At 70.9% G+C, this 26,042-nt stretch carries 18 protein-coding genes; 10 read left to right on the top strand and 8 right to left on the bottom strand.

Annotated elements, in window-relative coordinates; translation table 11 throughout:
- Positions 1-12: 12 nt before the first annotated feature.
- The 4 genes from ABG085_RS02400 (at position 13) to ABG085_RS02385 (ending at position 5,366) form a co-directional block, all read left to right on the top strand.
- A complete protein-coding gene (locus ABG085_RS02400; RefSeq protein ID WP_347977853.1) occupies positions 13-1,002 on the top strand; it encodes an ROK family protein in 990 nt (329 codons plus the stop codon).
- Entirely contained in the window at positions 995-1,573 is a 579-nt protein-coding gene (locus tag ABG085_RS02395) for an SIS domain-containing protein (RefSeq protein WP_347977852.1), read from the top strand. Before ABG085_RS02400 ends, ABG085_RS02395 begins: the two co-directional genes overlap by 8 nt.
- The gene (locus tag ABG085_RS02390) at positions 1,570-4,509 is read left to right on the top strand and encodes a glycoside hydrolase family 38 C-terminal domain-containing protein (protein WP_347977851.1); all 2,940 of its coding nucleotides are present in this window, start codon (positions 1,570-1,572) and stop codon (positions 4,507-4,509) included. Before ABG085_RS02395 ends, ABG085_RS02390 begins: the two co-directional genes overlap by 4 nt.
- Positions 4,510-4,649: 140 nt before the next feature.
- Positions 4,650-5,366 (top strand): alpha/beta fold hydrolase, encoded by a 717-nt coding sequence (locus ABG085_RS02385; protein ID WP_347977850.1) that lies wholly within the window; start codon positions 4,650-4,652, stop codon positions 5,364-5,366.
- 15 nt (positions 5,367-5,381) lie between these two features.
- Here ABG085_RS02385 and ABG085_RS02380 read toward each other — a convergent pair whose 3' ends face one another.
- Positions 5,382-6,401: a zinc-dependent alcohol dehydrogenase family protein gene (locus ABG085_RS02380; RefSeq protein WP_347977849.1), complete on the bottom strand. Its 1,020-nt coding sequence runs from the start codon at positions 6,399-6,401 to the stop codon at positions 5,382-5,384.
- A gap of 49 nt (positions 6,402-6,450) precedes the next feature.
- Positions 6,451-7,698: a multidrug effflux MFS transporter gene (locus tag ABG085_RS02375; RefSeq protein WP_347977848.1), complete on the bottom strand. Its 1,248-nt coding sequence runs from the start codon at positions 7,696-7,698 to the stop codon at positions 6,451-6,453.
- Between the two features lie 286 nt (positions 7,699-7,984).
- Between ABG085_RS02375 and ABG085_RS02370 the strand changes: the two genes are divergently transcribed.
- Positions 7,985-8,890: a helix-turn-helix transcriptional regulator gene (locus ABG085_RS02370; RefSeq protein ID WP_347977847.1), complete on the top strand. Its 906-nt coding sequence runs from the start codon at positions 7,985-7,987 to the stop codon at positions 8,888-8,890.
- Between the two features lie 8 nt (positions 8,891-8,898).
- On the opposite strand, the gene ABG085_RS02365 is transcribed toward ABG085_RS02370, so the two are convergent.
- Positions 8,899-9,498, bottom strand: coding sequence for an FMN-binding negative transcriptional regulator (locus ABG085_RS02365; protein ID WP_347977846.1), 600 nt, complete (start codon positions 9,496-9,498; stop codon positions 8,899-8,901).
- Complete coding sequence (locus ABG085_RS02360) at positions 9,498-10,421, bottom strand: EamA family transporter (protein ID WP_347977845.1); 924 nt, start codon at positions 10,419-10,421, stop codon at positions 9,498-9,500. The genes ABG085_RS02365 and ABG085_RS02360 overlap by 1 nt, the downstream gene beginning before the upstream one ends.
- On the opposite strand from ABG085_RS02360, the gene ABG085_RS02355 reads away from it, so the two are divergent.
- Positions 10,420-11,832: a PLP-dependent aminotransferase family protein gene (locus ABG085_RS02355; protein WP_347977844.1), complete on the top strand. Its 1,413-nt coding sequence runs from the start codon at positions 10,420-10,422 to the stop codon at positions 11,830-11,832. The genes ABG085_RS02360 and ABG085_RS02355 overlap by 2 nt on opposite strands.
- A gap of 393 nt (positions 11,833-12,225) precedes the next feature.
- Here ABG085_RS02355 and ABG085_RS02350 read toward each other — a convergent pair whose 3' ends face one another.
- The gene (locus ABG085_RS02350; RefSeq protein ID WP_347977843.1) at positions 12,226-17,643 is read right to left on the bottom strand and encodes a fibronectin type III domain-containing protein; all 5,418 of its coding nucleotides are present in this window, start codon (positions 17,641-17,643) and stop codon (positions 12,226-12,228) included.
- A gap of 239 nt (positions 17,644-17,882) precedes the next feature.
- On the opposite strand from ABG085_RS02350, the gene ABG085_RS02345 reads away from it, so the two are divergent.
- From ABG085_RS02345 to ABG085_RS02335, 3 genes are read left to right on the top strand one after another with little or no spacing between them, the layout of a single operon-like run.
- Complete coding sequence (locus ABG085_RS02345) at positions 17,883-18,989, top strand: substrate-binding domain-containing protein (protein WP_347977842.1); 1,107 nt, start codon at positions 17,883-17,885, stop codon at positions 18,987-18,989.
- A 47-nt stretch (positions 18,990-19,036) separates the two neighbouring features.
- A complete protein-coding gene (locus tag ABG085_RS02340) occupies positions 19,037-19,678 on the top strand; it encodes a helix-turn-helix domain-containing protein (protein ID WP_347977841.1) in 642 nt (213 codons plus the stop codon).
- Positions 19,675-21,363, top strand: a complete 1,689-nt coding sequence (locus tag ABG085_RS02335; protein WP_347977840.1) for an MDR family MFS transporter — start codon at positions 19,675-19,677, stop codon at positions 21,361-21,363. Before ABG085_RS02340 ends, ABG085_RS02335 begins: the two co-directional genes overlap by 4 nt.
- Before the next feature lie 105 nt (positions 21,364-21,468).
- On the opposite strand, the gene ABG085_RS02330 is transcribed toward ABG085_RS02335, so the two are convergent.
- Positions 21,469-22,287, bottom strand: a complete 819-nt coding sequence (locus ABG085_RS02330; RefSeq protein WP_347977839.1) for an isocitrate lyase/phosphoenolpyruvate mutase family protein — start codon at positions 22,285-22,287, stop codon at positions 21,469-21,471.
- A gap of 154 nt (positions 22,288-22,441) precedes the next feature.
- Positions 22,442-22,744 (bottom strand): hypothetical protein, encoded by a 303-nt coding sequence (locus ABG085_RS02325; RefSeq protein WP_347977838.1) that lies wholly within the window; start codon positions 22,742-22,744, stop codon positions 22,442-22,444.
- A gap of 224 nt (positions 22,745-22,968) precedes the next feature.
- Between ABG085_RS02325 and ABG085_RS02320 the strand changes: the two genes are divergently transcribed.
- The gene (locus ABG085_RS02320) at positions 22,969-23,217 is read left to right on the top strand and encodes a hypothetical protein (RefSeq protein ID WP_347977837.1); all 249 of its coding nucleotides are present in this window, start codon (positions 22,969-22,971) and stop codon (positions 23,215-23,217) included.
- A 58-nt stretch (positions 23,218-23,275) separates the two neighbouring features.
- On the opposite strand, the gene ABG085_RS02315 is transcribed toward ABG085_RS02320, so the two are convergent.
- The gene (locus tag ABG085_RS02315; RefSeq protein ID WP_347977836.1) at positions 23,276-26,023 is read right to left on the bottom strand and encodes a TIM barrel protein; all 2,748 of its coding nucleotides are present in this window, start codon (positions 26,021-26,023) and stop codon (positions 23,276-23,278) included.
- Between the last annotated feature and the right edge of the window lie 19 nt (positions 26,024-26,042).

Here is a 26,042-nt window from a genome sequence, read left to right as displayed (position 1 = left end):
GCGGAGGAACGAATGGCAACGCAGCATCCCGTGCTGGCGCTCGACATCGGCGGCACCAAGCTCGCCGTGGCGATGGTGACCCGCGACGGCCGGACGCACGGCCTGCTGGTCGAGCCCACCGAGAAGCATCGCGGGCCGGATGCCGTGGTGTCCCACCTCTTCGATCTCGGCCGGCGCAGCATCGCCGCCGCCGGCCTGGGCGCGCCGGCAGCGGTCGGGATCAGCTGCGGCGGACCCCTCGACGCGGCCGCCGGCATCCTCACCGGTCCCCTCCACCTGCCGGGCTGGATCGATGTGCCGATCGTGGCGATGGCGTCGGAGGCGTTCGGTGTTCCCGCCGTCGTCGAGAACGACGCCACGGCAGCCGTGCTCGCGGAGCACCGGTTCGGCGCCGCGCGCGGCGCCGACATCGCTCTCTACTTGACGCTCTCGACGGGCGTCGGCGGCGGATCGATCATCGACGGCCGCCTGCACCGCGGCGCAGCCGGCAACGGCGGCGAGTTCGGGCACCTCACGGTGCGGCCCGGCGGCCGGCAGTGCGAATGCGGGCGTCGCGGATGCCTCGAGGCCTACGCCTCGGGCACCAACATCGCGGAGCGCGCCCAGGAGCTGCTCGCCGACGGCACCCGCGAATCGTCGCTGCGGGGCATGCCGCTCGTGCGCGCGGAGCACGTCTCCACCGCCGCGGCCGCCGGCGATCCCTTCGCCCGCGAAGTGTGGGACGACACCACCGCGCTGCTCGGCCAGGCGGTCACGGATCTCGTCAACGTCTTCGAGCCGAACGTCGTGGTGCTCGGCGGCGGGGTGACGCGTGCCGGAGCGATGCTGCTCGATCCGGTCCGCGAGATCGTGCAGCAGACCGCCATGCCCCCGGCCGCCGCGCGGGTCGACGTCACCCTCGCCGGACTCGGCGACGAGGTGTGCGTCGTCGGCGCCGGAGCGCTCGCCCTCGACCTCGCCGACGACCTCGCCCTCGATCCGAAGGGACCCGCCCGTGTCTGACTGGCTCGACGCACAGCTCGAGGCGCACGTCCGCACCGCTCGGGATGCCGAGCCCCTGCTCGACGACGTGCGCGCGGTCGGCCGCGTCCTCGTCGACGCGTTCTCCCGGGGCGGCACGCTGTACACGTTCGGCAACGGCGGCAGCGCGGCGGACGCGCAGCACTTCACGGGCGAGCTCATCGGGCACTACAAGCGCGACCGCCGGCCGCTGCCGGCCGTCACGCTCACCACCGACGCCACCGTGTCGACGTGCATCGCGAACGACTACGCCTTCGAAGACGTGTTCTCGCGCCAGGTCGAGGCGCTCGCGAAGCCGGGGGACGTGGTCGCGGCGTTCACGACGAGCGGCCGCTCCCCGAACGTCGTGAAGGGTCTCACCGCCGCACGCGCCAACGGAGCGACGACGCTGCTGTTCGCCGGCGGCGACGGGGGGCCGTCGCTGGCGTTGGCGGATCACTCGTTCCTCGTGCCCTCGGACGAGACGCCGCGCATCCAGGAGCTGCAGACCTTCCTCCTGCACGCGCTGTCGGAGATCCTGGACGCATGGGCCGCGGGAGAGCAGCCGGCATGAGCGAATCGCCGGAGCGCACCGGTTCGGCTGAGCGCGCCGATTCCGCCCATTCCACGGAATCCACGGAGTCCACGGAGCGCACCGGTTCGACCGAGCGCGCCGCTTCGACGGAGTCCACGGAGTCCACGGAGCGCACCGGTTCGACCGAGCGCGCCGCTTCGACGGAGTCCACGGAATCCACGGAGTCCACGGAGCGCACCGGTTCGGCCGAGCGCGCCGCTTCCACCGAGTCCACGGAGTCCACCGATCCGGCCGAGCGCACGGGTGTGGTCGAGCACCTGGGTGCGAGTGTCGCCGATCTGGTCGAAGAGCCGCACGGCGTCGCGCCCGACCACCCGGCCATCACCGAGCAGCACCGCCGCGCCCCCGTAGCGAACGCCCCGTCCGGCCATCAGCCGCGCGACCTGACGCCCGCGCCGCGCCCTGCGGCGACGCCCGATCGCACCCTGCACATGATCGGCAACGCGCACCTCGACCCGGTGTGGCTGTGGCCGTGGCAGGAGGGCTACCAGGAGGCCCGCGCCACGTTCGCCAGCGCGCTCGACCGCATGGACGAGTACCCGGACTTCGTCTTCACGTGCGATCAGATCGTGCTGCTGTCGTGGGTCGAGGAGCAGGATCCCGCGCTGTTCTCGCGCATCCAGGAGCGCGTGGCCGAGGGCCGCTGGGTGAACGTCGGCGGCTGGTGGGTCGAGCCCGACTGCAACACGCCGATGGGCGAGTCCTTCGCCCGGCAGGGCCTCTACGGCCAGCGCTATCTGCAGTCCCGCTTCGGGACGATCTCCACAGTCGGGATGAACGTCGATCCGTTCGGCCACAGCGCCGCGCTCCCCCAGATCCTGCGGGGACACCGCATGGACTCGTACTGCTTCATGCGACCCGGCCCGCACGAGGGCGACCTCGATGAGACGCTCTTCCACTGGGAGTCCCCCGACGGCTCGCGGGTGCTCGCCTACCGGATCCCATTCGAGTACTGCAGTCCACCCGGCGACGTGTCGGGCCAGACCGAGAAGGCGCTGGCCCAGCTCGACCGCACGCTCGGCGAGATGATGGTCTTCTACGGCGTCGGCAATCACGGCGGCGGGCCGACGAAGGCGAACATCGAGTCGATCCACCGCTACGACCGCATGGGCAGCTTCGGGAGGATGACGATGTCGTCACCGCGCGCGTACTTCGACGAGATGCTCGCCCGTGGCGACGGATTCCTCGACGCGCTCGCCGTCCGCCGCGACGACCTGCAGCACCATGCTCCCGGTTGCTACTCGTCGCACTCCGGCATCAAGGCGTGGCAGCGCCGCGCCCAGTGGGCGGTGCTGTCGGCGGAGCGCTGGGCGGCGATCGACACCGCGCTGACGGGGGTGGAGTACCCGCGCGACGACCTCGAGCGGGCATGGAAGCAGATCCTCTTCAACCAGTTCCACGACATCCTCCCGGGCTCGGCGATCGAGCCGTCGTACGACGACGCGCGCGATCAGCTCGGCGAGGCGGTGGCGATCTCGAAGCGGATCATCACGCGCGCCCACAATCGCATCGCGCGCCGCATCGACATCCCGACGGATGCCGCGTCCCAGCCGATCGTCGTCTTCAATCCGCACCCGTGGCCGGTGTCGGTCGACGTCGACATGCAGTACGGCGCGCAGCGCGCCGGCGTGCGGATCGTCGACCATGAGGGCGCGCCCGTGCTCTCGCAGGGAACGCAGTCCACCGCGACGACCGGCGACATCAGCCGCGGTGCCGTCACGTTCCGCGCCGACGTCCCGGCTCTCGGCTACGCGCTCTATCGCATGCTTCCGGGGCCGGCGCTCCCGGCCGACACGGGGCTCCTGGTCAGCGACGACGGCACGGTCATCGAGAACGCCCACCTCCGCATCGAGCTCGACCCCGAGACGGGTGACCTGATCTCGCTGCTCGACAGGTCGAGCGGCGTCGACCCGCTGCGGGGGACGCGCGGCCAGCCGCGCACCGCGGTGTGCGACGACCCGACCGACACGTGGGGCCACCGCGTCATCTCGTATGCCTGGCCGGGCGCGGCGATGACGCTCGACCGCATCGTGGTGCGCGAGACCGGTCCGCTGCGCTCGCGCGTGCGCGTCGAGCGATCGTGGGGCGCGAGCACGCTCGTCGAGGAGTACCTCCTCGCCCACGACGCCCGCGCCGTGCGGGTGGACGTCACGATCGACTGGCGCGAGAAGGCCCACCTGCTGAAGCTCCGCTTCCCGGTCGGTCTCGACGACCCGGCGGCGACGTACGAGATCCCCTACGGCACGATCGAGCGTCCGGTCGACGGCGCGGAGGAGCCCGCGCAGTCGTGGGTCGACCTGACCGGCACGGTGGGCGGCTCGCCGGCCGGCCTCACGGTGATCGCCACCACGAAGCACGGATGGGATGTCTCGCCCGCGGGCTCGGCGGGACTCGAGCGGCCGAGCATCGGCATCACCGCCGTGCGCAGCCCCGTGTACTCGTGGCACGACCCGCGCCTGCTCGACCCGGACGGCGTCTACTCGTTCCAGGACCAGGGCATCCAGCGCTTCAGCCTCGAGCTGATCGCACACGCCGGGAACTGGCGCGCCGCACAGCCGACCCGTCGGGCCGCCGTGCTCGGCGTCCCCGTCCGAGCGCAGCTCGAGTCGTTCCACGACGGCGATCTGCCGCCGCGCGACAGCTTCGCCGACGACGGCGGCGGTGCCGTGATGGTCACGGCGGTCAAGGGCAGCGAGGACGTTCCCGACAGCGCGCCCGCCGATCTCGTCGTGCGCGCCGTCGAGACCCGCGGCGAGTCCGCGACGGCGCGCATCGGGCTGCCGCTGGTCGGCCGCACCATCGAGGGCGAGTTCCAGCCGCACCAGGTGCGCACGTTCCGGGTGCCGCTGGATGCCGCCGCCGACATCGTCGAGGTCGATCTGCTGGAGTGGCCGCTCGGCGAACAGCCGACGTAGCGGCGACAGCCGGCGGCCCGCGCACAGCCGGGGTACGGCATCCGTCATCCGCTTGCACAGCGCCGCCGGGGAATCAAGCCCCTCGGCACCGCCGGCGAGCGGGCGCACGATAGCGTGTCGGATTCTGTGCGGAGGTGTGCGTGGACGTCATCCTGGTGCCCGGGCTGTGGCTGGACGCGTCCTCGTGGCAGGACGTGGCCGACAGACTGACGGCGGCAGGACACGCCCCCCATTCTTTGACCCTGCGAGGGCTCGACTCACGCTCGGCCGATCGCCGCGGCAGCATGCTGGCCGACCACGTCGCCGAGATCGTGTCGGCGATCGACCGGTGCGACGGCCGGGTGGTGCTCGTGGGGCACGCCGAGTCGTGCGGGCTCGTCCACGCGGCCGTCAACCGGCGTCCCGACCGCGTGGCGCACGCCGTCCACGTCGGCGGGCTGCCCAGCGCCGACGGGACGCACGTGCTCAGCGGCTTCGCGGTCGACGCGCGCGGCACCACGACGCACACGGCCGGGTACCGGGCGGTGGATCAGACACTGGCGACGCTGCACCGGCGCATGACCGAGAACTCCTCGCACGTGCTGGACCAAGTCCAGAAGCTGCGCGACCCGCGACGGTTCGACGTGCCCGTCACGGTCGTCGCGACCGAGTTCACGGCCGACGACGTGCGACGCTGGTCTGCGGCCGGCATCGATCCGGCCCGCGAACTGCCGCATCTGCGGCACGTGAGCATCGTCGACCTGCCGTCGGGGCGCTGGCCGCAGATCGAGCGGCCGGCCGACCTGTCACGCATCCTGCTGGCCGCGATGCCCGTCAACGGGGACTCCGTCGTGACCGCCGGTCCCGCCGCGATGTGACGCACGCGCGCCGGCTCACACCGTGAGCAGCACCTTCGTGGCACGCCGCTCGTCCATCGCCCGGTAGCCCTCCGCCGCCTCTTCGAGCGGCAGCGAGAGGTCGAACACCTTGCCGGGGTCGATCCTGCGGTCCCAGATGAGCTGGATCAGCTCCGGCAGGAACCGACGAACCGGTGCCGGGCCGCCGTGCAGGTGCACGCCCGAGAAGAACAGCTCGAGCCCGTCGAGCTCGACGTCGTGCGAGACGCCGACGTACCCGACGTGCCCGCCCGCACGGGTCGCGCGGATGGCCTGCATCATCGACTCCTGCGTGCCGACGGCCTCGATGACGCTGTGCGCGCCGTAGCCGTCGGTGAGCTCTTTGATCTTCGCCACGCCCTCGTCGCCGCGCTCCTCGACGATGTCGGTCGCGCCGAACTCGCGGGCGAGTGCCTGCCGGTCGGCGTGGCGGCTCATCGCGATGATCCGCTCGGCGCCCAGCTGCTTCGCGGCCAGGATGCCGAGCAGCCCGACCGCGCCGTCGCCGACGACCGCGACGGTCTTGCCCGGGGCCGCCTCGGCCGCGACCGCGGCGAACCAGCCGGTGCCGAGCACGTCGGATGCCGCCAGGAGCGACGGGATGAGCTCGGCGTCGGGCATGCCGGGGGTCGCCACGAGCGTGCCGTCGGCCATCGGGATGCGGGCGTACTCGGATTGGGTCCCGATCGCGCCCATCGGGTACGCGTGGATGCATCGCGACTGGTAGCCGGCCTGGCAGATCTCGCAGGTGTTGTCGGACGCGAAGAACGAGCCGACGACGAAGTCGCCGACCTTCACGTTGTGCACCTCGTCACCGATCTCGGTGACGACGCCGACGTACTCGTGGCCCATCGGCGTCTGGTCGACCGCGTCGTCTCCGCGGTACGGCCAGAGGTCCGACCCGCAGATGCACGAAGCCGCGAGGCGGATGATCGCGTCGGTCGGCTCGATGATCGTGGGGTCGTCCCGCTCTTCGACCCGGACGTCGCCGGGCGCGTACATGACGACTGCGCGCATGTGGTTCTCCTTCTTCTCGGGTGCAGTTCTCGGGGTGCTGTGTGGCGGTTCAGATCACGGATGCCGCGACCGCTGCCGTCTCCGTGTTCGAGGCGGGCCGGCGGCCGCGGGCGAGGGAGAGGAACGCGACGGCCGAGAGGCCGACCGCGACGACGGTCACGAGGCCGAGGGGCAGGATGCTCGCGGCACCCGCCACGCCGACCAGAGGGGCGGCGATCCCGCCGAAGCCGAACCGCACCATGCCCAGCAGCGACGACGCGGTGCCCGCCATCTGCGGGTAGTCGATCAGGGCGAGGGTGGTCGCCGGCGGAGAGGTGAGCGCGACGCCGACGGCGAGTGCGAAGAGCGAGATCACGACGACCCACAGCGGCATCGGCGTGAGCCCCGCGACGAGCAGCCCCGCGGCGCCGACGCCGGCGACGACGATGCCCGCGAGGAGCGTGCCCCGCACACTCCAGCGCTCGGCGAGCCGGCCGGCGACGTAGCCGAACACCATGAAGCCCGCCGAGTTGAGGCCGAACGCGAGCGCGTAGCCGAGCGGGCTCAGCCCGTAGATGTCCTGCAGCACGAAGGTCGATCCCGCCAGGTACGCGAACAGCGCCGCGTAGAGGAAGCCCTGGTTGAGGACGGCACCGAGGAACGGGGCATCCGTCACCAGGGTCCGGTAGTCGCGCATCGTCTGGGCCCACCCGCCGCGCGTGCGCCGGGCAGGCGGCAGCGTCTCGGGAAAGGCGATCAGCGCGACGACCAGGATGCCGCCCCCGAGGAGCGCCAGGAAGGCGAACAGTCCGCGCCAGTCGGTGACGGCGGTGAGCAGTCCGCCGAGGAGGGGACCGATGATGGCGGCCAGGCCGCCGACGACGGTCAGCCGGCCGTAGAAGCGGATGAGCGCGCCGCCGGAGTACACGTCGCGGCCCGCGGCCTGCGCGATCACGATGCCGACGCCGCCGGCGAGCCCCTGCACGAAGCGTGCGGCGACCAGCGTCTCGATCGTCGGGCTCGCGGCGCACAGCGCCGACGTGACGATGTACGCGACGATGCCGATCAGGAGGATGCCGCGACGACCGAAGCGGTCCGAGAGCGGGCCGGCGAGAAGCTGTCCGGCCGCGAGCCCCACGAGGCACGCGGTGACCGTGAGCTGTGCCACCGAGGTGGATGCTCCGAGGTCGGCCGTGAGCGCCGGCAGAGCCGGGAGGTAGAGGTCCATCGAGATCGGGCCGAACACCGTCAGCAGGAGCAGCAGCGTCGGCAGCAGCCGGGTGAGGGCGGGACGCAGCGCGGCGGCGGAATCGGTCATGCATCGAGCTTCGCGGGAGCGCGAACTCGGGGGGAGTTCCTGATGAGACGTGTATCGACAAGGCACCCCTCGCGCGGCGGCGGGATCGGTCATGCATCGAGCTTCGCGGGAGCGCGACCTCGGGGGGAGTTCCTGATGAGACGTGTATCGACAAGGCACCCCTCGCGCGGCGGCGGAATCGGTCATGCATCGAGCTTCGCGGGAGTGCGACCTCGGGGGGAGTTCCTGATGAGACGTGTATCGACAAGGCACCCCTCGCGCGGCGGAGCCGATCTAGCCTTCTCGTATGGACAATCGAGCCGAGGTCCGCGAGTTCCTGATGACTCGCCGCGCCCGCGTCACGCCCGACGCCGCCGGCATCGCCGCCGGGCCGGGCCGCCGGGTCGCCGGGCTGCGCCGGGGCGAGGTGGCGATCCTGGCGGGCGTCAGCGTCGAGTACTACGCGAAGCTCGAGCGCGGCGCCCTCGCCGGCGCATCGGCGTCGGTGCTCGACGCGATCGCCCGCGCCCTGCAGCTCGACGACGCCGAGCGCTCGCACCTGCTCGACCTGGCCCGGGCGGCCGACGGCATCCCCACCAGCGGTCGGCCGCGCCGTCGCGGCGGCCGGGCGGCGGCGGCACGGCCCAGCCTGCAGTGGGCGCTCGCGTCGATCACCGACGGCATCGCGTTCGTCCGCGACCCGCGCCAGAACCTCCTCGCCACGAACGAGCTGGGCCGAGCGTTCTACTCCCCCGTCATCGGCGACGGCGGCCGCGTACCGAACCTCGCGCGCTTCCAGTTCCTGGACCCGGCCGCGCGGGAGTTCTACCCGGACTGGGATCGGTTCGCCGAGATGTGCGTCGGGGTGATGCGGGCCGAGGCGGGCCGCGATCCGCACGACCCCGCCATGCAGGAGCTCGTCGGCGAGCTGTCGACGCGCAGCGAGACCTTCCGCCGGCTCTGGGCGGCGCACGACGTCCGCACGCACGGCGCGGGCACGAAGCGGTTCCACCACCCGGTCGTCGGCGAGCTGACCCTCGCCTACGAGGAGCTCGCGCTCACCGCCGAGCCCGGCCACGTCATGCTCATCTACACGGCCGAGCCCGGCTCGCCCTCGGCCGAGCGCCTGCGCCTGCTCGCCTCGTGGGCGGCGACGCACCCGCGGCCCGACGAGGCGGCAGACGTCGATCAGCTGGCGACCGAAGGCGCCTGAGTCGCCGGCTAAGTCGTGACGTCCCGCATCGCCTCCGCGAGCGCGGGGTTGTGCGCGGCGAGGTGGTCCGTGATGTTCTCGCGCACCTCCGCGGGCTTGTTCTGACTGAGCTTGGCTCGCGCGTCGAACCGGGTGACGCGCAGGCGCAGGCCGACCGTGCCCTTCGCGATGCGGCGCGTGCCGGCCTCGTCCTCGTCGAGGCTGCGGCCGTGCGGATGCCCCGCCTCGAAGTGGTCGGTCAGCCGCGAGAGCATGGCGTAGTTCGCCTCCTCGGTGAGGATCTCCGGCGTGCCGTACAGGTGGGCGGTGACGTGATTCCAGGTCGGCACGAGGTCGCCGGGTGCGTACCAGCTCGGCGAGACGTAGTCGTGCGGCCCCTGGATGATCACGAGCATCTCGTGCCGGCCGAGCTCGTGCAGCTCGTCGTCGGGCCGGCCGAGGTGACTGAGCACCACGATGTCGCCGGCTTCCTCGTCGAGGAGCACCGGGTAGTGGGAGGCCACCAGCCCGTCCGCGGTGTGCGAGACGAAGGTCGCCCACGGGTGGCGGCGGATGAGCTCCTTGACCTGCTCGGGATCGGTCATCAGATAGCGCGGCGTGTGTCGCATCAGGGTTCCCTTCTGGTGAGGCGGGTGCGGACGGCAAGCCCCGCGCAGGCGATGACGGCGAGTCCGCCGAGGAGCGTCGGCAGCCCGATCCGCTCCTGCAGGAAGAGGGCTGACCACAGGATGCCGAGCACGGGCTGGATCAGCTGCACCTGGCTGACCTGGGCGATGGGGCCGACCGCCAGCCCGCGGTACCAGGCGAAGAATCCCAGGAACATGCTGACCACCGCGAGGTAGCCGAACGCCGCCCACTCGGCCGGCGTCGCAGCGGGCGGCTGCTGGAAGACGGCCACGATCGTCGCGGCGATCATCAGCGGCGCGGCCAGCACGAGCGCCCACGACACCGTCTGCCACGCGCCGAGCTCGCGGGCGAGCAGGCCGCCCTCCGCGTAGCCCATCGCGCAGAGCAGCACCGCCAGGAACAGCAGCAGGTCGGCCTCGTGCAGCTCTCCGAGACCACCGTTCTGCAGCGATGCGAAGGTCATGGTCGCGACGGCGCCGAGGCCGGCGAACACCCAGAACGACGCGGCCGGGCGCTCCTTGCCCCGCAGCACCGCCATCACCGCGGTCACGGCGGGAAGAAAGCCGATCACGACGACGGCATGGTTGGCGGGCACCGACAGCAGCGCGTACGAGGTCAGGAGCGGGAAGCCCACGACGACGCCGGCCGCGACGACGGCCAGGCGCGCCCACTGGACGGCGTGCGGCCAGTGCTGACGGGTGAGCGAGAGCGCGATCGCCGCGAGGCCCGCGGCGACGACGGCACGGCCGGCTCCGATGAAGAGCGGCGACAGGCCGCCGACGGCGACGCGGGTGAACGGCAGCGTGAACGAGAAGGCGACGATGCCGACGAAGCCCCATCCCAAGCCCGCGAACCGGGGTAGCACCGGCGCATCCGCGAGAGTAGCGCTACTCTGTTGTGTCATGAGTCAGGATAGCACCACGCGCATCGCGCTCGGACTCCGCGCCTGGATCGCCGCCGCCCCGCCTGGCGCGCGACTCCCGTCCAACCGGGCGCTGGTCGCCGAGTACTCGGCGAGCCCGGTCACCGTGCAGAAGGCCATGCGCACGCTCATCGACGCAGGACTCGTCGAGAGCCGGCCCGGCATCGGCACGTTCGTGCGGGCCGTGCGGTCGACGCGACCCGCCGACTACGGGTGGCAGGCCGGGGCGCTCGGCGCGCCGCCGGCACGGCTGTCGGTGCTCTCCTCGACGCAGCGATCGGTCGCACCCGATGCCATCGGCCTGCAGTCCGGATACCCGGCATCCGATCTCCTTCCGGAGCGCGCGGTGCGCGCCGCCATCTCCCGCGCGGCGCGGTCGAGTGCGGCGATCACGCGCTCACCCGTGACCGGCATGCCGGAGCTGCAGGAGTGGTTCGCCCACGAGCTGGCCGCGAGCGCCCCCGCCGGCGTCACACCGCCCTCCGCGCGGGATGTGCTGGTGATCTCGGGCAGCCAGAGCGGCCTGTCGTCGATCTTCCGCGCGGTCGTGGGTCCCGGTCAGCCGCTCCTCATCGAGTCGCCCACGTACTGGGGCGCCATGCTCGCGGCCGAGCAGGCCGGCGTCATCCTGGTGCCCGTGCCGGCCGGTGCCGACGGCCCCGACCCCGACGAGGTCGACCGGGCACTGGAGCGCACCGGCGCCCGCGCGTTCTACGCGCAGCCGACGTTCGCCAACCCCACCGGTGGCCAGTGGACGGCGGAGACTTCGGATGCCGTCCTCGAGGTCGTCCGCCGGCGCGGCGCCTTCCTCGTGGAGGACGACTGGGCGCACGATCTGGCGATCGACGCCGATCCCCGCCCGATCGCCGCACACGACGACGACGGCCACGTCATCTACCTGCGCTCGCTCACCAAGAGCGTGTCGCCGGCGCTGCGCGTGGCATCCGTCATCGCCCGAGGCCCGGCCCGCGAGCGCATCCTCACCGATCGCGCCGCCGAGTCGATGTACGTCAGCGGACTGCTGCAGGCTGCGGCCCTCGACGTCGTCACGCAGCCCGCGTGGCGCACCCACCTGAAGAGCCTGCGCCCGCAGCTGAGGGCGCGGCGCGACCTGCTGCGCGACAGCGTGCGCGAGCACGCCCCGACGGCGCACATCGACACGACGCCGAAGGGCGGCCTCAACCTCTGGGCACGACTTCCGGACGGCACGGATGCCGCACTCGTCGTGCGCGAAGCCGAGGCGCGTGGGCTCATCATCGCCGCAGGAGACGAGTGGTTCCCCGCCGAGCCGTCGGGGCCGTATGTGCGCCTGAACTACTCGAGCGACGACCCCCGCCGATTCCCGGACGCCGCGCGGATCCTCGGCGAGACCCTCGACGCTGTCGCCAACTGATCTGCGAGTCCCCCTCGAGGGCCAGCCGCCGCCCTCCACCACCTCGTGTTCACTGTCGCCAACAGGTCAACCGCGCTTCTACAGGAGGTTGCAACGATTCACTCTCCTGTAGAAGCGCGGTTGACCTGTTGAACGCCGGGCGAAGCCGGTCGTCAAGCGGGAGAGGTACGAGGAGGCGAAAAGCCCCTGAGTCGGTCGGACGCGACGGCAACGGCCAGCACTCGTCGAGGATTCAGGAGAAACGCCGAACGCCACCGGCGCCAACCAACCCACGGGCCGGGTTCTCCTGAATCCTCGACACGAGGCGTCAGGCGAAGCGCCAACCAAGCGAAGCGCCGACCAAGCGAAGCGGGCGGGACGCTCGCCGAGTGTCCCGCCCGCCGCTCGTGAGGGCTACTTGGAGACCGTCACCTTGAGGGGCGCGCTCACCGTCGTGCCGGCGGCGTTCGTGAACTCCACCGTGTAGGTGTACGTGCCCTTCGCCTTGCCGGTGACGGGCAGCGTCGCGCGCTGCGCGTCCGGCGAGGCCGCGGTCAGTGCACCGGCTCCGACCTCCGCGCCGTTCTCGAGGAACCGGTACGAGGTGGCGTTCGTGCCCCACCACAGGTCGGCGGTGACGACGTACTTCCCGTCGCCGTCCTTGTTGTCGGCCGAGAGCACGGGCTTGCCCGGTGACGCGTCGGTGACCTTGACGGTGAGCGGCGCGGTCGCCGTGGTCCCCTTCGAGTTCACCAGCTCGCCGGTGAACACGTACGTGCCGTTGGCAAGGCCCTCGATATCGACGACGGCGCGCTGCGCGCCCGGCGTCATCATCGTGAGCGGCACCTTGGCGACGAGCTCGCCGTCGCGGTAGAGCTTGAACAGCGAGCCGTTCTCACCCCACCACAGGTTCATCGTGACCTGGAAGGTGCCGTCCTTGAGGCCGGTGTCCCAGCCGTCGTTCGACGAGAGCGCCCCCTTGCCCGGAGCCGTCTTCGCGCCGTCGTCCGAAGGGACCTCCGGCAGGGTGACGGATGCCGTCGCCGCCGACCGCTCGCCCTCACCGATCTGGTTCACGCCCGCGACCTCGTACGCGTGCGTCGTGCCGAGCTCCAGCGCCTTCACGGTGCAGGTCGTGCCGCTCGTCTCGCACACCGGGTCGGTGCCGCCGGCCTCATACACGCGATACCCGGTGAATCCTGGTCCGGTGAGGGCCGAGGCATCCCACGAGACCGTGATCGAGGTGTCGCCGGCAGGCGTGGCCGTCGCGTTCTGCGGGGCGCCCGGCAGCGTCTGGTCTGCGACCGCGAGCCACGAGATGACCGGCTTCTCGCTGCCGGCGCCCTCGTTGGTCACGAGGTAGTCGACGGTGGCCGGGGCCGTGAGCGTGAAGGTGAGCGGAGCGGCGATCGGCGTGTTCGAGCCCGACAGCGGCACGGTGCCCTTCGCGAGCTCGGTTCCTGCGACCGACACCGTCTGGTACATCGCGCGGTTCACGCCCCACCACTCGGTGAACCCGCCGGTGAGGGTGTAGGTGCCCGCGTCGAGCGGCAGCCGGTAGACGAGCTTCGTCGTGTCCTGGTAGAGACCCGTCGAGTACTTGTCGTTGATGTCGGTGGTGCTCTTCGTCTTCATGCCGTCGGCGATGTGACCCCACTGGTCGGCGGCCGTCGAGACCTGGTCGACCTTGTCGTTGCGCAGGGCCACCGACCCGGCGACCGCGGTGTACTGCGGCGAGGCCGCACCGCTCGTACCCGCGTCGATGTAGTACACCAGCGCCGGAGGGACGATCTCGAAGCCCGCGACGACAGCCTGATCGGTGTCGGTCAGGCGACCGGTGACGGTGAGCTTGGCGTACTCGGCGCGCGGCTGCGCGGCGGATGCGGCATCCCACTCCACGGCCCGCTCGGTGCCCGCGACGACGACCGTCTCGGGCAGCTCGTCGTCGACACCCAGGGCACCCTGCACCCCGAGGTCGCGCGGCAGGCTCTGCACGTAGACCAGCGCGAGGCGGGCGTTGTAGCCGCTCGTGCCCGTCGTGCCGAACTCGAGGTCCACCACGGCGTCCGCATCGATCGTGAGCCTCTGCGCGACCGGCGTCGCCGAGCCCGTCGACACGGCGGTCTTCGTGGTCTCGGTGCCGGCGACCTTCACCTTGGAATAGACGTTGGTCGTCAGACCCGCACGCGGCGCCTGCACGCCCACGATGTTGTACGAGCCGGCGGGCAGCGTCAGGTGGTAGGTGATCGGCTTGTTGAAGTCCGCGCCGACGTACGACGAGCCCCAGTCCTGCGGGTTGCCGGCAGCGAGCGTCGTGGCGGTGGTGGAGTAGCCCCAGGTCTCGCCGGCCGCTGCCCCGTCCCACTTCTGGTCGCTCGTGTCGTTGAGCAGCTCCGGGAAGGATGCCGCGGCCGCGGCGTAGACCGATCCGTCCGGGGCACCCGAGGCGCCCGAGTCGATGAAGTACTCCAGGTCGGCCGGCACGACGAGCACCGTGGCGCTGAAGCGCTGGTACACCCCCGACGAGAGCTTCTCGGTCGAGCGGCCGGTCGCCGCGAACGTGCCGAGCTCGGCCGTCGTCTTGGCGGCGGCGACGGAGCCGAGGCTCCAGGTGACCTTGGCCTCCACACCGGCGAGGGAGAGCTCAGCCGGCAGCGCGCGGTCGGTCGAGGTGATCGACACGACGCCGAGGTTGATCACGTCGGCGCTGACGTCCTTGGGCGTCAGTCCGTCGGCCGCCGCCGTCAGGCGAGCGGCGAGCGCCGCCGAGCCCTCGGTGTCGAGGCCGTACGCCACCGGGTCGGAGACGGCCGACTCCGCGCCGGCGAGCACCGCCGCGAACACCGCCCACGTCTCGGCGCTGTACTCGCTCTCGTCGAGACCCTTCACGGTGTCGATGGCTGCGGCGAGCGCCGCCGTGTCCACCGCGGTGGAGTCCGCGGTCGCGGTGATCACGCCCACCGCGTCGACGTTGATCGACGCATCGTTCGCCGTCCTGATGACGACGGTGTGCGCGGCGTCGTTCAGCCCGCGGAGGATGAACGTCGTCTTCTCGCTGCCCGCCGCGAACGTCGGGGCGGCCGCCGCGACCGTCACGCCGTCGACGATGACGTCGAGGGTCGTCGCTCCGTTGTTCGTGCCGATGATGTCGAGGCCGGTGCCGGTGAACGAGTACGTCATCGCCGCGCCCTTGGCGGTGCTCTTCGATGCCGTCCGCTGCCACTCGAACATGCCCTGGCCGTTGACGTGGCTCCAGCTCGCATCGAACTTCAGCACCGGGACCGAGCGGTCGTCCCAGCTGGTCTGGTGCATGCCGTCGATGATCGTCGCGTAGTACGGCGTGTAGCCGGGCACGGTCTCGATCTTCAGGTTGTCGAACTGCACGAAGTTGAAGCTCGAGCCCAGCTGGATCCGGCCGGCGGCCTGCGGTGCGGCATCCGTGTACGTCGCGACCTGCACACCGTTGATGAGCGCCGTGTAGACGTTGCCGGCGACCTTCACCGCGATGTTGTTCCAGACGCCGGCGCCGGTCTTGAAGGCGGCGGCCGGGGTGCCGGCGACGCTGCCGCTCGACAGCGTGGCGCCGTAGCGCATGAACGTCCAGGCACCGGCCGGGTCGACCCGCAGCTCGGCCGCCGAGACGCTCTGACCGTTCGCCGTGCCGCCCTGCTCACGGGCGCCGATGGTCGCGTACTGCGATCCGGTCGCCTCGAAGAGCACGTCCGACGAGACCGTGTAGTTCGCCCAGCGCGCGTCGCCGATCGTGGTCTTGGGGTCGCCGGCGTTCCATGCGCCCCCGGCCATGCCGGGGCCCACCTGCTGGCGCAGCACGCGGTCGTGGGCGGCATCCCCTGCTCCACCGGAAGACGCCGTCGCCACCGACTCGAACGCGCCGTTCGTGTCGTTCGTGTAGCGCGGGGTCGCGCCGAGGTCCTCGTTCTGGGTCGTCGGCGTGCCGTCGGGCTTCGTCTCGGCGCCGCGGCTGCCGAGGAACGTCTCGCCGGTGTCGACGAGCTGCCCCGTCGCCGGGTCGTAGCCCTTGATGGTGCCGGCTTCGGCGTAGTCGAAGTCGTCGGCGTAGAGGAACGCGTCGTCGGTCACGCCGTTGACGTTTCCGCTCGCGTCCGTGTCGAGCACATCGCGGCCGCCCTCGGGGTCGGTGTACTCCTTCGACGTCGGCAGCGAGCTGCCGTAGCCGTCCTTCGCGGTGAGCTCGCCGCCCGCCCCTGCGGTCGCGTGGTCGAGCGTGGTGAACGTGAGCGCCGACCACGGCTTGACCGTGACGGTGTACGAGCCGTCAGCCGCGGGAGCGAGCTCGCCGACCGGCTTCAGGTAGTTCGCGTCGTAGGACTCGCCGTCGTCGGCAGCGCGGGTCTCCCACAGCTCTGCCGTCTGGTCTGCGCCGAGGTTCAGCCCGTTCGGGACGATGCGATAGGTCTTGGTGAAGCTCGAGTCGTTGATGACGACCGTCGAGAAGTCCGAGGCGTCGGGGGCGGCCAGCGTCGTGTACGACGCCCCGCCCGCGCGCGCGCCACTCGGCGGGTTGCCGGTGCCGAGCTCGCTCTTCGAGGCCTGCGGGATGGCCCGCCAGATTCCCGCCGTGTTGTCGGCGTTCTCCCACCCGAGTTTCGCGAACTGCGTGAACTGCTCGATGACGGCGAGGCCGCCGTCGTAGTACATCCAGCCCGACCACGGGTCGCGCGCGTTGACGAGCTCCTTCGACGAGTACTGGAACCCGTCGTAGAACGAGCCGATCGCCGGCTGGAAGATGTTGAGGGTGCGCCGCGAGGCCGAGAAGCCGGTCGTGACCCAGTTGCCCATCTCGAGCGCGCTGTTCGTGCCGCCGAACTGCGTGCCGAAGCCGCCCTGCTCGTTGCTCGCGTTGTTGTTCGGGCGGTCGGCCGAGCTCGAGAACGTCGACTGGCCCTCCGAGTTCCAGACCTCCTGGTCGAGCTGCTCGGCGATCTTCTTCATGTTGCCGGCGCTGTCGTCGGCGCTGGAGTAGTGGAACCCGACCACGTCGACGGCGTCGCGCAGCGACGAATCGGTGGGGGAGGTCATCGCGTTGCCGAACGAGACCGGCGGCGTGCCGACGGTGTCGGCGGCGACGGTGCGGATGGCGTGGAAGAGGCTCTTCTCCTCCTCCGACGCGAACCCGTTGTTCGGGTCGGCAGCGCTGGCGCCCTCGTACCCCGCGGCGTCGTTCGCGACCCACCCTGAGAAGGTCTTGTAGAGCGGGATGTTCGGGTTGCTGGTCTCGTTGGTGTCGGGGTTGATCGAGTCGACCATCACGCCGAACTCGCGGTACGCCGCGATGACGGTGTTCTTGAACCAGATGTACTGGTCGGCATCGTTCGCCACCCACGCCGGGCGGTTCCACCGGAGGATGCTGACGTGGATGTCGCCGTGGGCGACGAGCTGCGCGTCGGCGGCGAGCTGGAAGCCCGGCTCGCGGAGCACGTTGGGGTACTCGTCGCGCGAGCGCATGGTGGACGCGTTCGGGCCGGTCGAGGTGTTGCGGTCGTTGCCCATCTCGATCTTGACGGTGTTCATGATCGGGTGGTCGCCGCCGAAGAGCGTCTCGATCAGCTCCCAGTACTTCTCGGGATGCTGCGACTTATAGTCGAGCAGCAGCGCACTCGTCGAGTTCGCCGACAGCACGCCGAAGCCCTTGAACGTGAGCCCGTTCCGGTTCTGCGCTGCGGCGGCGACATCGGCGCCGTTGACGGTGACGACGACCGGATCGGTCACGGCCGCCTGCGCCATGGTGGGCACCGCGAGCGGGGCCGCGATCACCGCGGCGGTCAAGGCCGCCGTCAGCGCGATCCTCATTCTGCGCGGTGGCTTCTGAGCGTCCTTCGGACGAGGTGTCCCTGCCTGCGACATCGCAGTCTCCGTTCCCTGGGCTTCCACGTGCGCTCGCGAACCAGGGCCGGCTTCGACGCACGAAAAGGGCACGACTCCGTGCCCGCAGCGAGATCCTCCATCGAAATCCACGGATGCCGGAAGCCAATCGAACAGACTCGTTCATGGTTGAAGCGAATCGAACACAGTTGTACGCTGAGCCGATCATGGAGCCGCCCACAGACCCGCCTGCCTTCGGCCTCTCGCGCCGCGAGCACATCCTCGACGAGCTGCGCCGAACCGGTTCGGTCCGGGTCGCCGACCTCGCGCGGGAGCTGCGGGTGTCGGAGCTCACCATCCGCCGCGACATCGGCCACCTCGCCGACCGGGGCCTCGTCACCCGCGTCCACGGCGGCGCCACGCTGCGCAGCCGGCTCGACACGACGGTGCCCGCGTCGGCCACCGGTGCGCCGATCCGCTTCCGGGTGGGCATGGTCGTGCCGTCGCTCAGCTACTACTGGCCGCACATCATCATCGGCGCGCGCGCCGCCGCCACGGAGCTCGGCGTGCAGCTCATCCTCCGCGGCGCGAGCTATTCGGTCGACGATCAGCGGCGCCAGATCTCATCGCTCGTCGAATCGGGGAGCCTGCACGGACTCATCGTGGCGCCCGAGACGCTCGGAGCCGACGGTCGGGCGCTGCTGCACTGGCTCGAAGCGCTGCCGATCCCCGTGGTGCTCGCCGAGCGCCGCGTGCCGTCCGCCCTCGCCCTCACGAAGCTCGAGTGGGTCACCACCGACCACGTCTTCGGCGGCTCGCTGGCCGCCGACCACCTGGCCTCGCTCGGGCACCGGCGCGTCGGCATCCTGACTTCCGCGGGCTCCCCCACCTCGTGGCAGCTGCGTCGCGGATGGGATCGCGCCGTGGAGGCGCTCGGCCTCGAGTGCCTCGTCGACGTCGATGCGACGCTCGACGCCCTCGACGGCGTCGCACGAGAGGCGCTCATCGCCGACCTTCTCGGACGGTGCCGCGAGACAGCGACCACCGCCCTGCTCATCCACAACGACCCCCAGGCGGTGCTGCTGGAGCAGTACGCCCGCGACCACGGCTGGTCGATCCCCGACGACCTCGCGATCATCGCGTACGACGACGAGGTGGCCGAGAGCGCCGAGCCCGCGATCACCGCACTCCGCCCGCCCAAGCAGCACGTCGGCCGGCTCGCCGTCGAGACGATGGTCGCGCGGCTGAGCGAGGGGGGCCGGCGTCCGGTGCAGCGCGTGCATCTACTGCCCGAGCTGCTGCCCCGCGAATCGACGGTGCGCAGAGTCACCTGAGCATGGAGAATTTGCACACAGCGGCCTAGAGTGCAAAACTGCATGATGTGACCGATAGTGCAGATGGCTTGCGCGAGCGCCGCCGCTCCGAGACCACGCGCACCCTCATCCGCGCTGCTCGCCGCTTCACCGCCGAGCGCGGTCTGGCCGGGTTCACCGTCGAGGACCTCTGCGCCGAGGCTGCGGTCTCCCGGCGCACGTTCTTCAACTACTTCGCTTCGAAGGACGACGCGGTGCTGGGCGTCCCCCTCGAGCGATCGGATGCCGCCGCCATCGCCCGCTTCCTCGCCCGCGGCTCCGACGGCCCCGGGCTCTCGCCCAACCTGCTCACCGAACTCGCCCTGCTCGCCGAGGAGCGCTGGCGCGCCCTCGACATCGCGCCCGACACGGTGCATGACCTGTTCCGGGCTGTCGAGAAGGAGCCCCGCCTGCTCGCCCGCATGCTCGAGCTCGGCGCCGAGAGCGAGCAGTTCGACGCGCGGCTCATCGAGCAGCGCGAGAACCTGCCGTCGGGCGATCTGCGCGCGCAGGTCGCCTCTCACCTCGTCGGCGCATTGGTGCGTTCCGCGGCCGGCGAGTTCCTGAAGCCCGGCAACGACGACACCTTCATCGAGATCTTCGAGAGGCGCGTCGCCGCGGCGCGCAGCCTCTTCGCCACACAGAACGCACTGATGGGAACCCCCGAATGACGACCGCCACGATCCCCACCGTCACGCCCGGTGGCGACGCGCCCTTCCTGCTCACGCAGCGCCGCATCTGGATCATCTTCTCCGCGCTGATCGCGGGCATGCTCCTGTCGAGCCTCGACCAGACCATCGTCTCGACCGCGATGCCCACGATCGTGGGCGAGCTGGGCGGTGTCTCGCACCAGGTCTGGATCACGACCGCGTACATCCTCGCGACCACGATCGTCATGCCGATCTACGGCAAATTCGGCGACGTGCTCGGCCGGCGCCGGCTGTTCATGGTGGCGATCGCGATCTTCACGCTCGCGTCGGTGGGCTGCGCCTTCGCGACCGACTTCTGGATGTTCGTCGTCTTCCGCGCGATCCAGGGCCTCGGCGGCGGCGGGCTCATGATCCTGTCGCAGGCGATCATCGCCGACATCGTGCCCGCCGATCAGCGCGGCAAGTACCTCGGCCCGCTCGGCGGCATCTTCGGGCTGGCGGCCGTCGCCGGCCCGCTCCTCGGCGGCTTCTTCGTCGACCACCTCACGTGGCAGTGGGCGTTCTACATCAACATCCCGATCGGCATCGCGGCGTTCTTCGTCGCCGTGTTCGCCCTGAAGCTGCCGAACAAGAAGGCCGAGAAGCCCATCGACTGGCTCGGCGTGCTCTTCCTGACGGCAGCGACGACCTGCCTCATCTTCTTCACCGACTTCGGCGGTTCGGCCGACCACGGCTGGGAATCGACGGCGACGTGGGCCTGGGGCGCGGGTCTCGTCGCCTCGGCGGGCCTGTTCGTCTTCACCGAGTCGCGTGCGGCCGACCCGATCATGCCGCTGTCGATGTTCCGCAACCCGATCTTCGTCAACGCCACCGCGATCGGCATGGCGATCGGCATCGGCATGTTCGCCGCGCTCGGCTTCGTGCCGACGTTCCTGCAGATGTCGTCGGGCACATCGGCTGCGGTATCCGGTCTTCTCATGCTGCCGATGATGATCGGCGTCATGGGGACGTCGATCGCCTCGGGTCTGCTGATCACGAAGACGGGCAAGTACAAGATCTTCCCGATCGTCGGCACGGTCATCGTCGGCGTCGCCATGGTGCTGATGACCACGCTCACCGCGTCGACGGCGATCTGGCTGATCTGCACCTACCTGTTCCTCTTCGGCGTCGGCCTCGGCTGCATCATGCAGGTCGTCGTGCTCGTCGTCCAGAACGCCGTACCCGCCTCCGACCTCGGCACCGCCACCTCGACGAACAACTACTTCCGCGAGGTCGGCGCCGCGCTGGGCATCGCGGTGTTCGGCACGCTGTTCACCACGCGCCTCACCGAGAACCTGACGAAGGTGTTCACGGATGCCGGAGCCAGCCCCGAGCAGGCCGGCGAGGCGACCTCGACCATCGACCCGTCGGTGCTGAGCACGCTGCCCGACGCGGTGCGCACCGGAGTCGTGGACGCCTACGCCGACGCCCTCGCTCCGGTGTTCTGGTACCTGGTGCCGTTCATCGCCGCGGCGTTCATCCTGGCGCTGTTCCTCAAGGAGATCCCGCTGTCGGACGTCGCCGGGCTCGTCGCCCGTGGCGAGGCCATCGGTGGCGAGGAGGCCGAGCGGTTGGAAGCGGAGCAGCGCGGTGCGGTGCAGCAGAGCGATGCGACGCCGGACGGCGGCGGTCGCCGGGCGCGACAGCGGGACCGCGCCGGACGATAGTCGGGACCCGCTCGGCTCAGGCGCCGAAGCGGCGCGCCGGTCGCTGAGCCTGTCGAAGCGCCCTTCGACAAGCTCAGGGACCAAGGCGGCTCAGGGGCCGAGGCGTCACGCGCCGAAGCGACCCTGTATCTCGGCATAGCCGAGGGCGCCGTCGAGGAAGCCGAGCGTGCCGGACTCCTTCAGTTCGCGTCCGGCCCGCTCGACGAGGCTGAGCGCGGCGCGGGCGATGCTGCCACCGACGCTCACCCGTGACACTCCGAGCCCGAACAGCGTGTGCGCCGGGATGACGTTCGAGGCGAGCCCGGCGACGACGTTGAGGGGTGCGGGGATGGCGTCCGCGAGGCGCCGGATGGTCTCCTCGTCGTTCACCCCCGGGACGAAGATGCAGTCCGCGCCGGCGCTGACGTATCGGCGGGCACGCTCGACGGTCTCCTCGAAGGGGTCGCCGGCGACAGTGCCGAGGTAGGTGTCGGTGCGAGCGTTCAGCACGAAGGTGCCGGGCCGCGCCGCGGCCCGCGCCGCCGCCAGCCGCTGCACCGCCTCCTCGATGCCGAAGAGCCGGCCGTCCTGGGCGTCCTCGATGTTCGCCCCCGCGATCCCCAGCCCCGCCGCCCGCGCCACGGTGCGGCCGACCTCGGCCGGCGTGTCGCCGTAGCCCGCCTCGAGGTCGGCGCTGACCGGCACGCCGACCGCGGCGACGATCTCGGCGAGGCGCTCGAACATGGTGTCGGGATCCAGCGCGTTGCCGTCGGGGACGCCGCACGCCCAGGCGATGCCCGCACTCGTGGTCGCGATCGCGGGGAACCCCACCTGCTCGAGGATGCGGGCGGACCCGGCGTCCCACGCATTCGGGATGATGAACCCGGGGCCGGCGTGCAGCACGAGCAGCGAGGTGGCCCGGCTCGTGAACCTGAGGTCGTCCATGGCGTCTCCCATCCGGGGTGCGGGCGTCAGACGGCGCGAAGTCGTCCCCGTTCAGGCACCGTATCCCACGGTCTGAGACCCTGGCGCCGCAGATCGCGCCGAAGGCCGCCTCCTCGATGCCGGGATCGCGCGAAAATCCTCTGCGACGGGTGTGTCAGCCGAGGTCCTCAGCGCCGAGCGCGATGCCTCCCGTGGCGTTCGCCGACTTGGCGAGCTCTTCTATCCAGGCACGATTCAACTGCGGAGGCTGGGGGTCTTCGAACACGAAGCGCAGCGCGATCGAGGGATGCACCCACAGCGTCGATCGTCCCGGGGGCTCGTCGTCTGCGTGCTGCCACGACACGGTGAAGCTCTCACTTCGCCGCAGCTTGGTGGCGACGACGACCTTCAGGTGGGCGAGCGCGCGATCGGCGATGCGGATGGGCATCGCGGACCCGCCGTAGTACATCGTTCCCATGATTCGTCCTCGGAGTCGAAGCCCGATCCGACAGCTCCGTCGTGCGGGGCGTCGGGTGCGCCGCTGATCGCGGGGGTCGGGCCATATCGCGGAGTGAGGCGATAGGAAAGAATTCCCGGCAATGTCCCATCGGTTCACTGCATGTCACTCTATCACGTAGCTATGCGAGACCCAATAGTCAATGGCACTCGATAGGGAACGCGCCTGTGCTACGGTCTGGTCCTATGCCGCGCCCGTATGGAGACCCCGTCGAGATCCTGACCGCGCCGATCCCCGCCCAGTCGCCGTTCATCCCCGCGGACGCGAAGATCGTGGTGGGCGCCGTCGCTCCCGCCTCACCCGACCCCATCCCGATCGTCCTGCTGCCCGGCTTCGAGTACCGGCTCCGCGAGTGGCGACACCCCACGACGCACGAGATCCACTGGCAGCTGGAGCGGCGGAAGTCGGCTCAGCCCAGCGAAGCGGACGACTGAACGAGGCTCCTGCAGTCCGCCGCCGCAGGTCACACGCCCGTTCGTCCGCGGGCGATGATCAGGCGGATCCCGTGACGGCGTGCGCGGCGTCGAGGTGGCGGCGAGCGGCCGCGATCGCGAGGCGGGCGTGCTCCTTGCCGCCGACCTGCGCGACGAGCGTCGCCCGCGGAATCTCGAGCGCGAACGGAAGGCCGGCCGGCAGGGCATCGAGGATGCCGAGCATGTCGATGCCTCCTTCGCCCGGGAAGAGCCTCTCGAAGCGGGCGGTGTGGATCAGCCCTTCGGTGGTCGCCGGCATCTCCGCGGGGGCATCGCACACGTGCGCGTAGTGGAACCACTCGGGCGGAAGATCCCGCAGATCCTCCACACTCGATCGGGAGCGGGCGAAGTGCAGCAGGTCGATGAGCAGGCCCGCATTCGGCTGATCCGCCGCTCGCAGCACCCGCGTCGCCTCCCCGAGGTCGGGCGTCTCCGTCCATGACGGGAACTCGAGGTCGATCGTGAGGCCGAGAGGAAGCGCCAGCTGACAGAGCTCCGAGAAGCGGTCCGTCTTGCGGGCGAAGTCCGAGTCGGGCAGCTGGGCGATGACGTGGCGCGCGCCGAGTTCCGCACCGGCCTCGAGGAAGCGCAGATAGTCGCGGGGGCTGTCGCCCGAGGTGATGCGGGCGAGCTCGATGTCGAGCACCTCCACCCCGGTCGCCGCAAGATGCGTCTTCGTCCTGCGCATCAGCGCCGGGTCGTACGCCAGCGGGTAGTGGGGCTCCTGCGGGGTCACCTTGGTCATGCGCAGGCCGACGTAGCGGTAGCCGGCGGCGGCCGCGGCATCCACCAGTTCCGGCGGTGACAGACTCAACGCCGTGAGGTGGGCCAGCGAGTAGTCGTGACGGTGCCCGGATGCGGGCTCGATCGGGTCGCTCGCCAGTGTGCGCATGCGCTGCCGGCGATGCGCGGCCATGCGCAGAGCGACACTGCGCGGGTCGCCGAAGCCGTCGTAGCCGTCGATCCGCTGCACCACCTGGAAGAAGACCCGCGAGCCGAGCATCTCCGTGAAGAAGTGCAGGAACTCACCCTGCGCGTCGCGGTCATAGAGGATCGAGTTCTCGCACAGCGCCGCGACGAACTCGGCGGGCAGCGCGAGCCGTGCTTCGAGGTCGTCGTAGTAGTTCGCGGGCATCTCGAGGAGAGGCGCCCGGCGCTCGCGCATCGCCCTCGCGCAGGCGATCGCATCATCGGTGGCGAAGGCCACCAGCTGCGGGCTCGTGACACCCGGCGACCAGTCACCCCGCCGGAGCGGGTTCGTGCTGAGCGCCACGCGGACGCAGCCGTCGGGACCGCTGGCGGACCAGGTGCGGATGAGCCCGAAGGGGGCGGTGATCTCCGTCAGCGGTCGCGGTACGAGGCCCAGCACGGAGTGGAAGAAGAGCGCGGACTGGTCGAAGTCGTCGATGGACTCGGTGACCGATACATGGTCGATACGGGTCAGGAGCGGTGACGCGTCGTCGGCCTCTGCCGCCCCGGTCGGGGCCTCGATCGGGGCGAAATCTTCGATCCAGGGCGTGCTCCCGGTGGCGTCGCAGAAGAACAGCGCGGTGCCGTCGGGCGTGGCCACCGACGCGAGATCGATCTCGTCCGGCGCCCGGCGACGGGCGAGCTTCGGCGCCAGCAGGCTCTCGGCCCGCCGCATCGACGCGGCCGCATCGGCCGTCTGCACCGCCAGTGCGCAGATCGCCGCACTGGCCGGGTCGATCGATCGCTCCGGCGCGGAGTTGAGGAGCACACGGGCGTCGCCCTGCTGCCACAGCTGCACCGGCTTGGAGCGGTGCTGCCCGACGTGCGCGAAGCCGAGGCCGGTGAGGGCCCGCGAGACGAGCGGCCCCGAGACCTCGTCCACCGCGAGTTCGGCGAACGCGAAGCCCTCGAGACGAGGAGCCGGAGGCAGCTCGCCACCGGCGAGCGGAGCGGGCGCATCGTCGGGGTCGCGCGCGGCCACCGCCTCGGCCAGCGCCCGCATCGAGCGCATCGCATCGATGGCGGCGTGCCGGGGATCCTCCTGCTGATAGATGTCGTTGAAGACCTCGATCGCGAGGGGCCCGGAGTAGCCCATCGACAGCAGAAGGCCGAGGAAGCCGGCGACATCGAGTGCGCCCTGACCGGGGAACATCCGGTAGTGGAGGCTCCACTCGCGGACGTCCATGTCGAGACGGGGGGCGTCCGCCAGCTGGACGTGGAAGACCTTGTCGCCGCGCACCCGCGACACGGCGTTCGCGTCGTTGGCGGCCGAGAGCACATGGAAGCTGTCGAGGCAGAGCCCGAGTGCGGGGTGGTCGACCTGCTCGATGAGACGCCACGCGTGCTCGTAGGTGCGAACCCGGCCCCATGGCACCGCCTCATATGCCAGGCGCACGCCGCTCTCTGCGGCCCGCTCGGCCAGGGCGTGCAGCTGCTCCGCCGTCAGACCGTCGTCATCGACGCCGTCGTCGGTCCTCGACGAGCAGCACACCAGCACGCCGGCCCCGAGTTCGGAGAGCAGCTCGAACTTGCGCTCGGCGCGGCGGAGGGCGGCGCCGAAGCGGTCCGGCGCGACCGTCTCGACGTGGAACGGCTGATACACCTCGAGGGAGAGCCCGAGATCCGCGGCCTCCCGGGCCACCCGCCCGGGAGACCACGTCGACATGATGAGGTCGTACTCCAGCAGCTCGACACCCGAGAACCCGGCCGCGGCCGCGGCGCGGAGCTTGTCCTCGAGCGTGCCCGACAGGCACACGGTCGAGATCGACACGTCCAGCACGCGCTGCGCCGCGCTCATGATCGACGTGCGGTGTACA

The sequence above is a fragment of the Microbacterium sp. ProA8 genome (assembly GCF_039905635.1).
In the GTDB taxonomy this organism is placed as follows: Bacteria; Actinomycetota; Actinomycetes; order Actinomycetales; family Microbacteriaceae; genus Microbacterium; species Microbacterium chionoecetis.
Note: the sequence above shows the minus strand (reverse complement) of the source record. Positions and strands in the feature narration are given on the sequence as shown.

What these genes read in the sequence shown, in the direction of transcription:
- ABG085_RS02365 (WP_347977846.1), bottom strand. Translation starts at nt 9,498, where the DNA reads ATGCGACACACGCCGCGCTATCTGATGACCGATCCCGAGCAGGTCAAG.
- ABG085_RS02320 (WP_347977837.1), top strand. Translation starts at nt 22,969, where the DNA reads ATGCCGCGCCCGTATGGAGACCCCGTCGAGATCCTGACCGCGCCGATC.
- ABG085_RS02355 (WP_347977844.1), top strand. Translation starts at nt 10,420, where the DNA reads ATGAGTCAGGATAGCACCACGCGCATCGCGCTCGGACTCCGCGCCTGG.
- ABG085_RS02380 (WP_347977849.1), bottom strand. Translation starts at nt 6,401, where the DNA reads ATGCGCGCAGTCGTCATGTACGCGCCCGGCGACGTCCGGGTCGAAGAG.
- ABG085_RS02390 (WP_347977851.1), top strand. Translation starts at nt 1,570, where the DNA reads ATGAGCGAATCGCCGGAGCGCACCGGTTCGGCTGAGCGCGCCGATTCC.
- ABG085_RS02330 (WP_347977839.1), bottom strand. Translation starts at nt 22,287, where the DNA reads ATGGACGACCTCAGGTTCACGAGCCGGGCCACCTCGCTGCTCGTGCTG.
- ABG085_RS02400 (WP_347977853.1), top strand. Translation starts at nt 13, where the DNA reads ATGGCAACGCAGCATCCCGTGCTGGCGCTCGACATCGGCGGCACCAAG.
- ABG085_RS02360 (WP_347977845.1), bottom strand. Translation starts at nt 10,421, where the DNA reads ATGACACAACAGAGTAGCGCTACTCTCGCGGATGCGCCGGTGCTACCC.
- ABG085_RS02350 (WP_347977843.1), bottom strand. Translation starts at nt 17,643, where the DNA reads ATGAGGATCGCGCTGACGGCGGCCTTGACCGCCGCGGTGATCGCGGCC.
- ABG085_RS02335 (WP_347977840.1), top strand. Translation starts at nt 19,675, where the DNA reads ATGACGACCGCCACGATCCCCACCGTCACGCCCGGTGGCGACGCGCCC.
- ABG085_RS02345 (WP_347977842.1), top strand. Translation starts at nt 17,883, where the DNA reads ATGGAGCCGCCCACAGACCCGCCTGCCTTCGGCCTCTCGCGCCGCGAG.
- ABG085_RS02370 (WP_347977847.1), top strand. Translation starts at nt 7,985, where the DNA reads ATGGACAATCGAGCCGAGGTCCGCGAGTTCCTGATGACTCGCCGCGCC.
- ABG085_RS02325 (WP_347977838.1), bottom strand. Translation starts at nt 22,744, where the DNA reads ATGGGAACGATGTACTACGGCGGGTCCGCGATGCCCATCCGCATCGCC.
- ABG085_RS02315 (WP_347977836.1), bottom strand. Translation starts at nt 26,023, where the DNA reads ATGAGCGCGGCGCAGCGCGTGCTGGACGTGTCGATCTCGACCGTGTGC.
- ABG085_RS02375 (WP_347977848.1), bottom strand. Translation starts at nt 7,698, where the DNA reads ATGACCGATTCCGCCGCCGCGCTGCGTCCCGCCCTCACCCGGCTGCTG.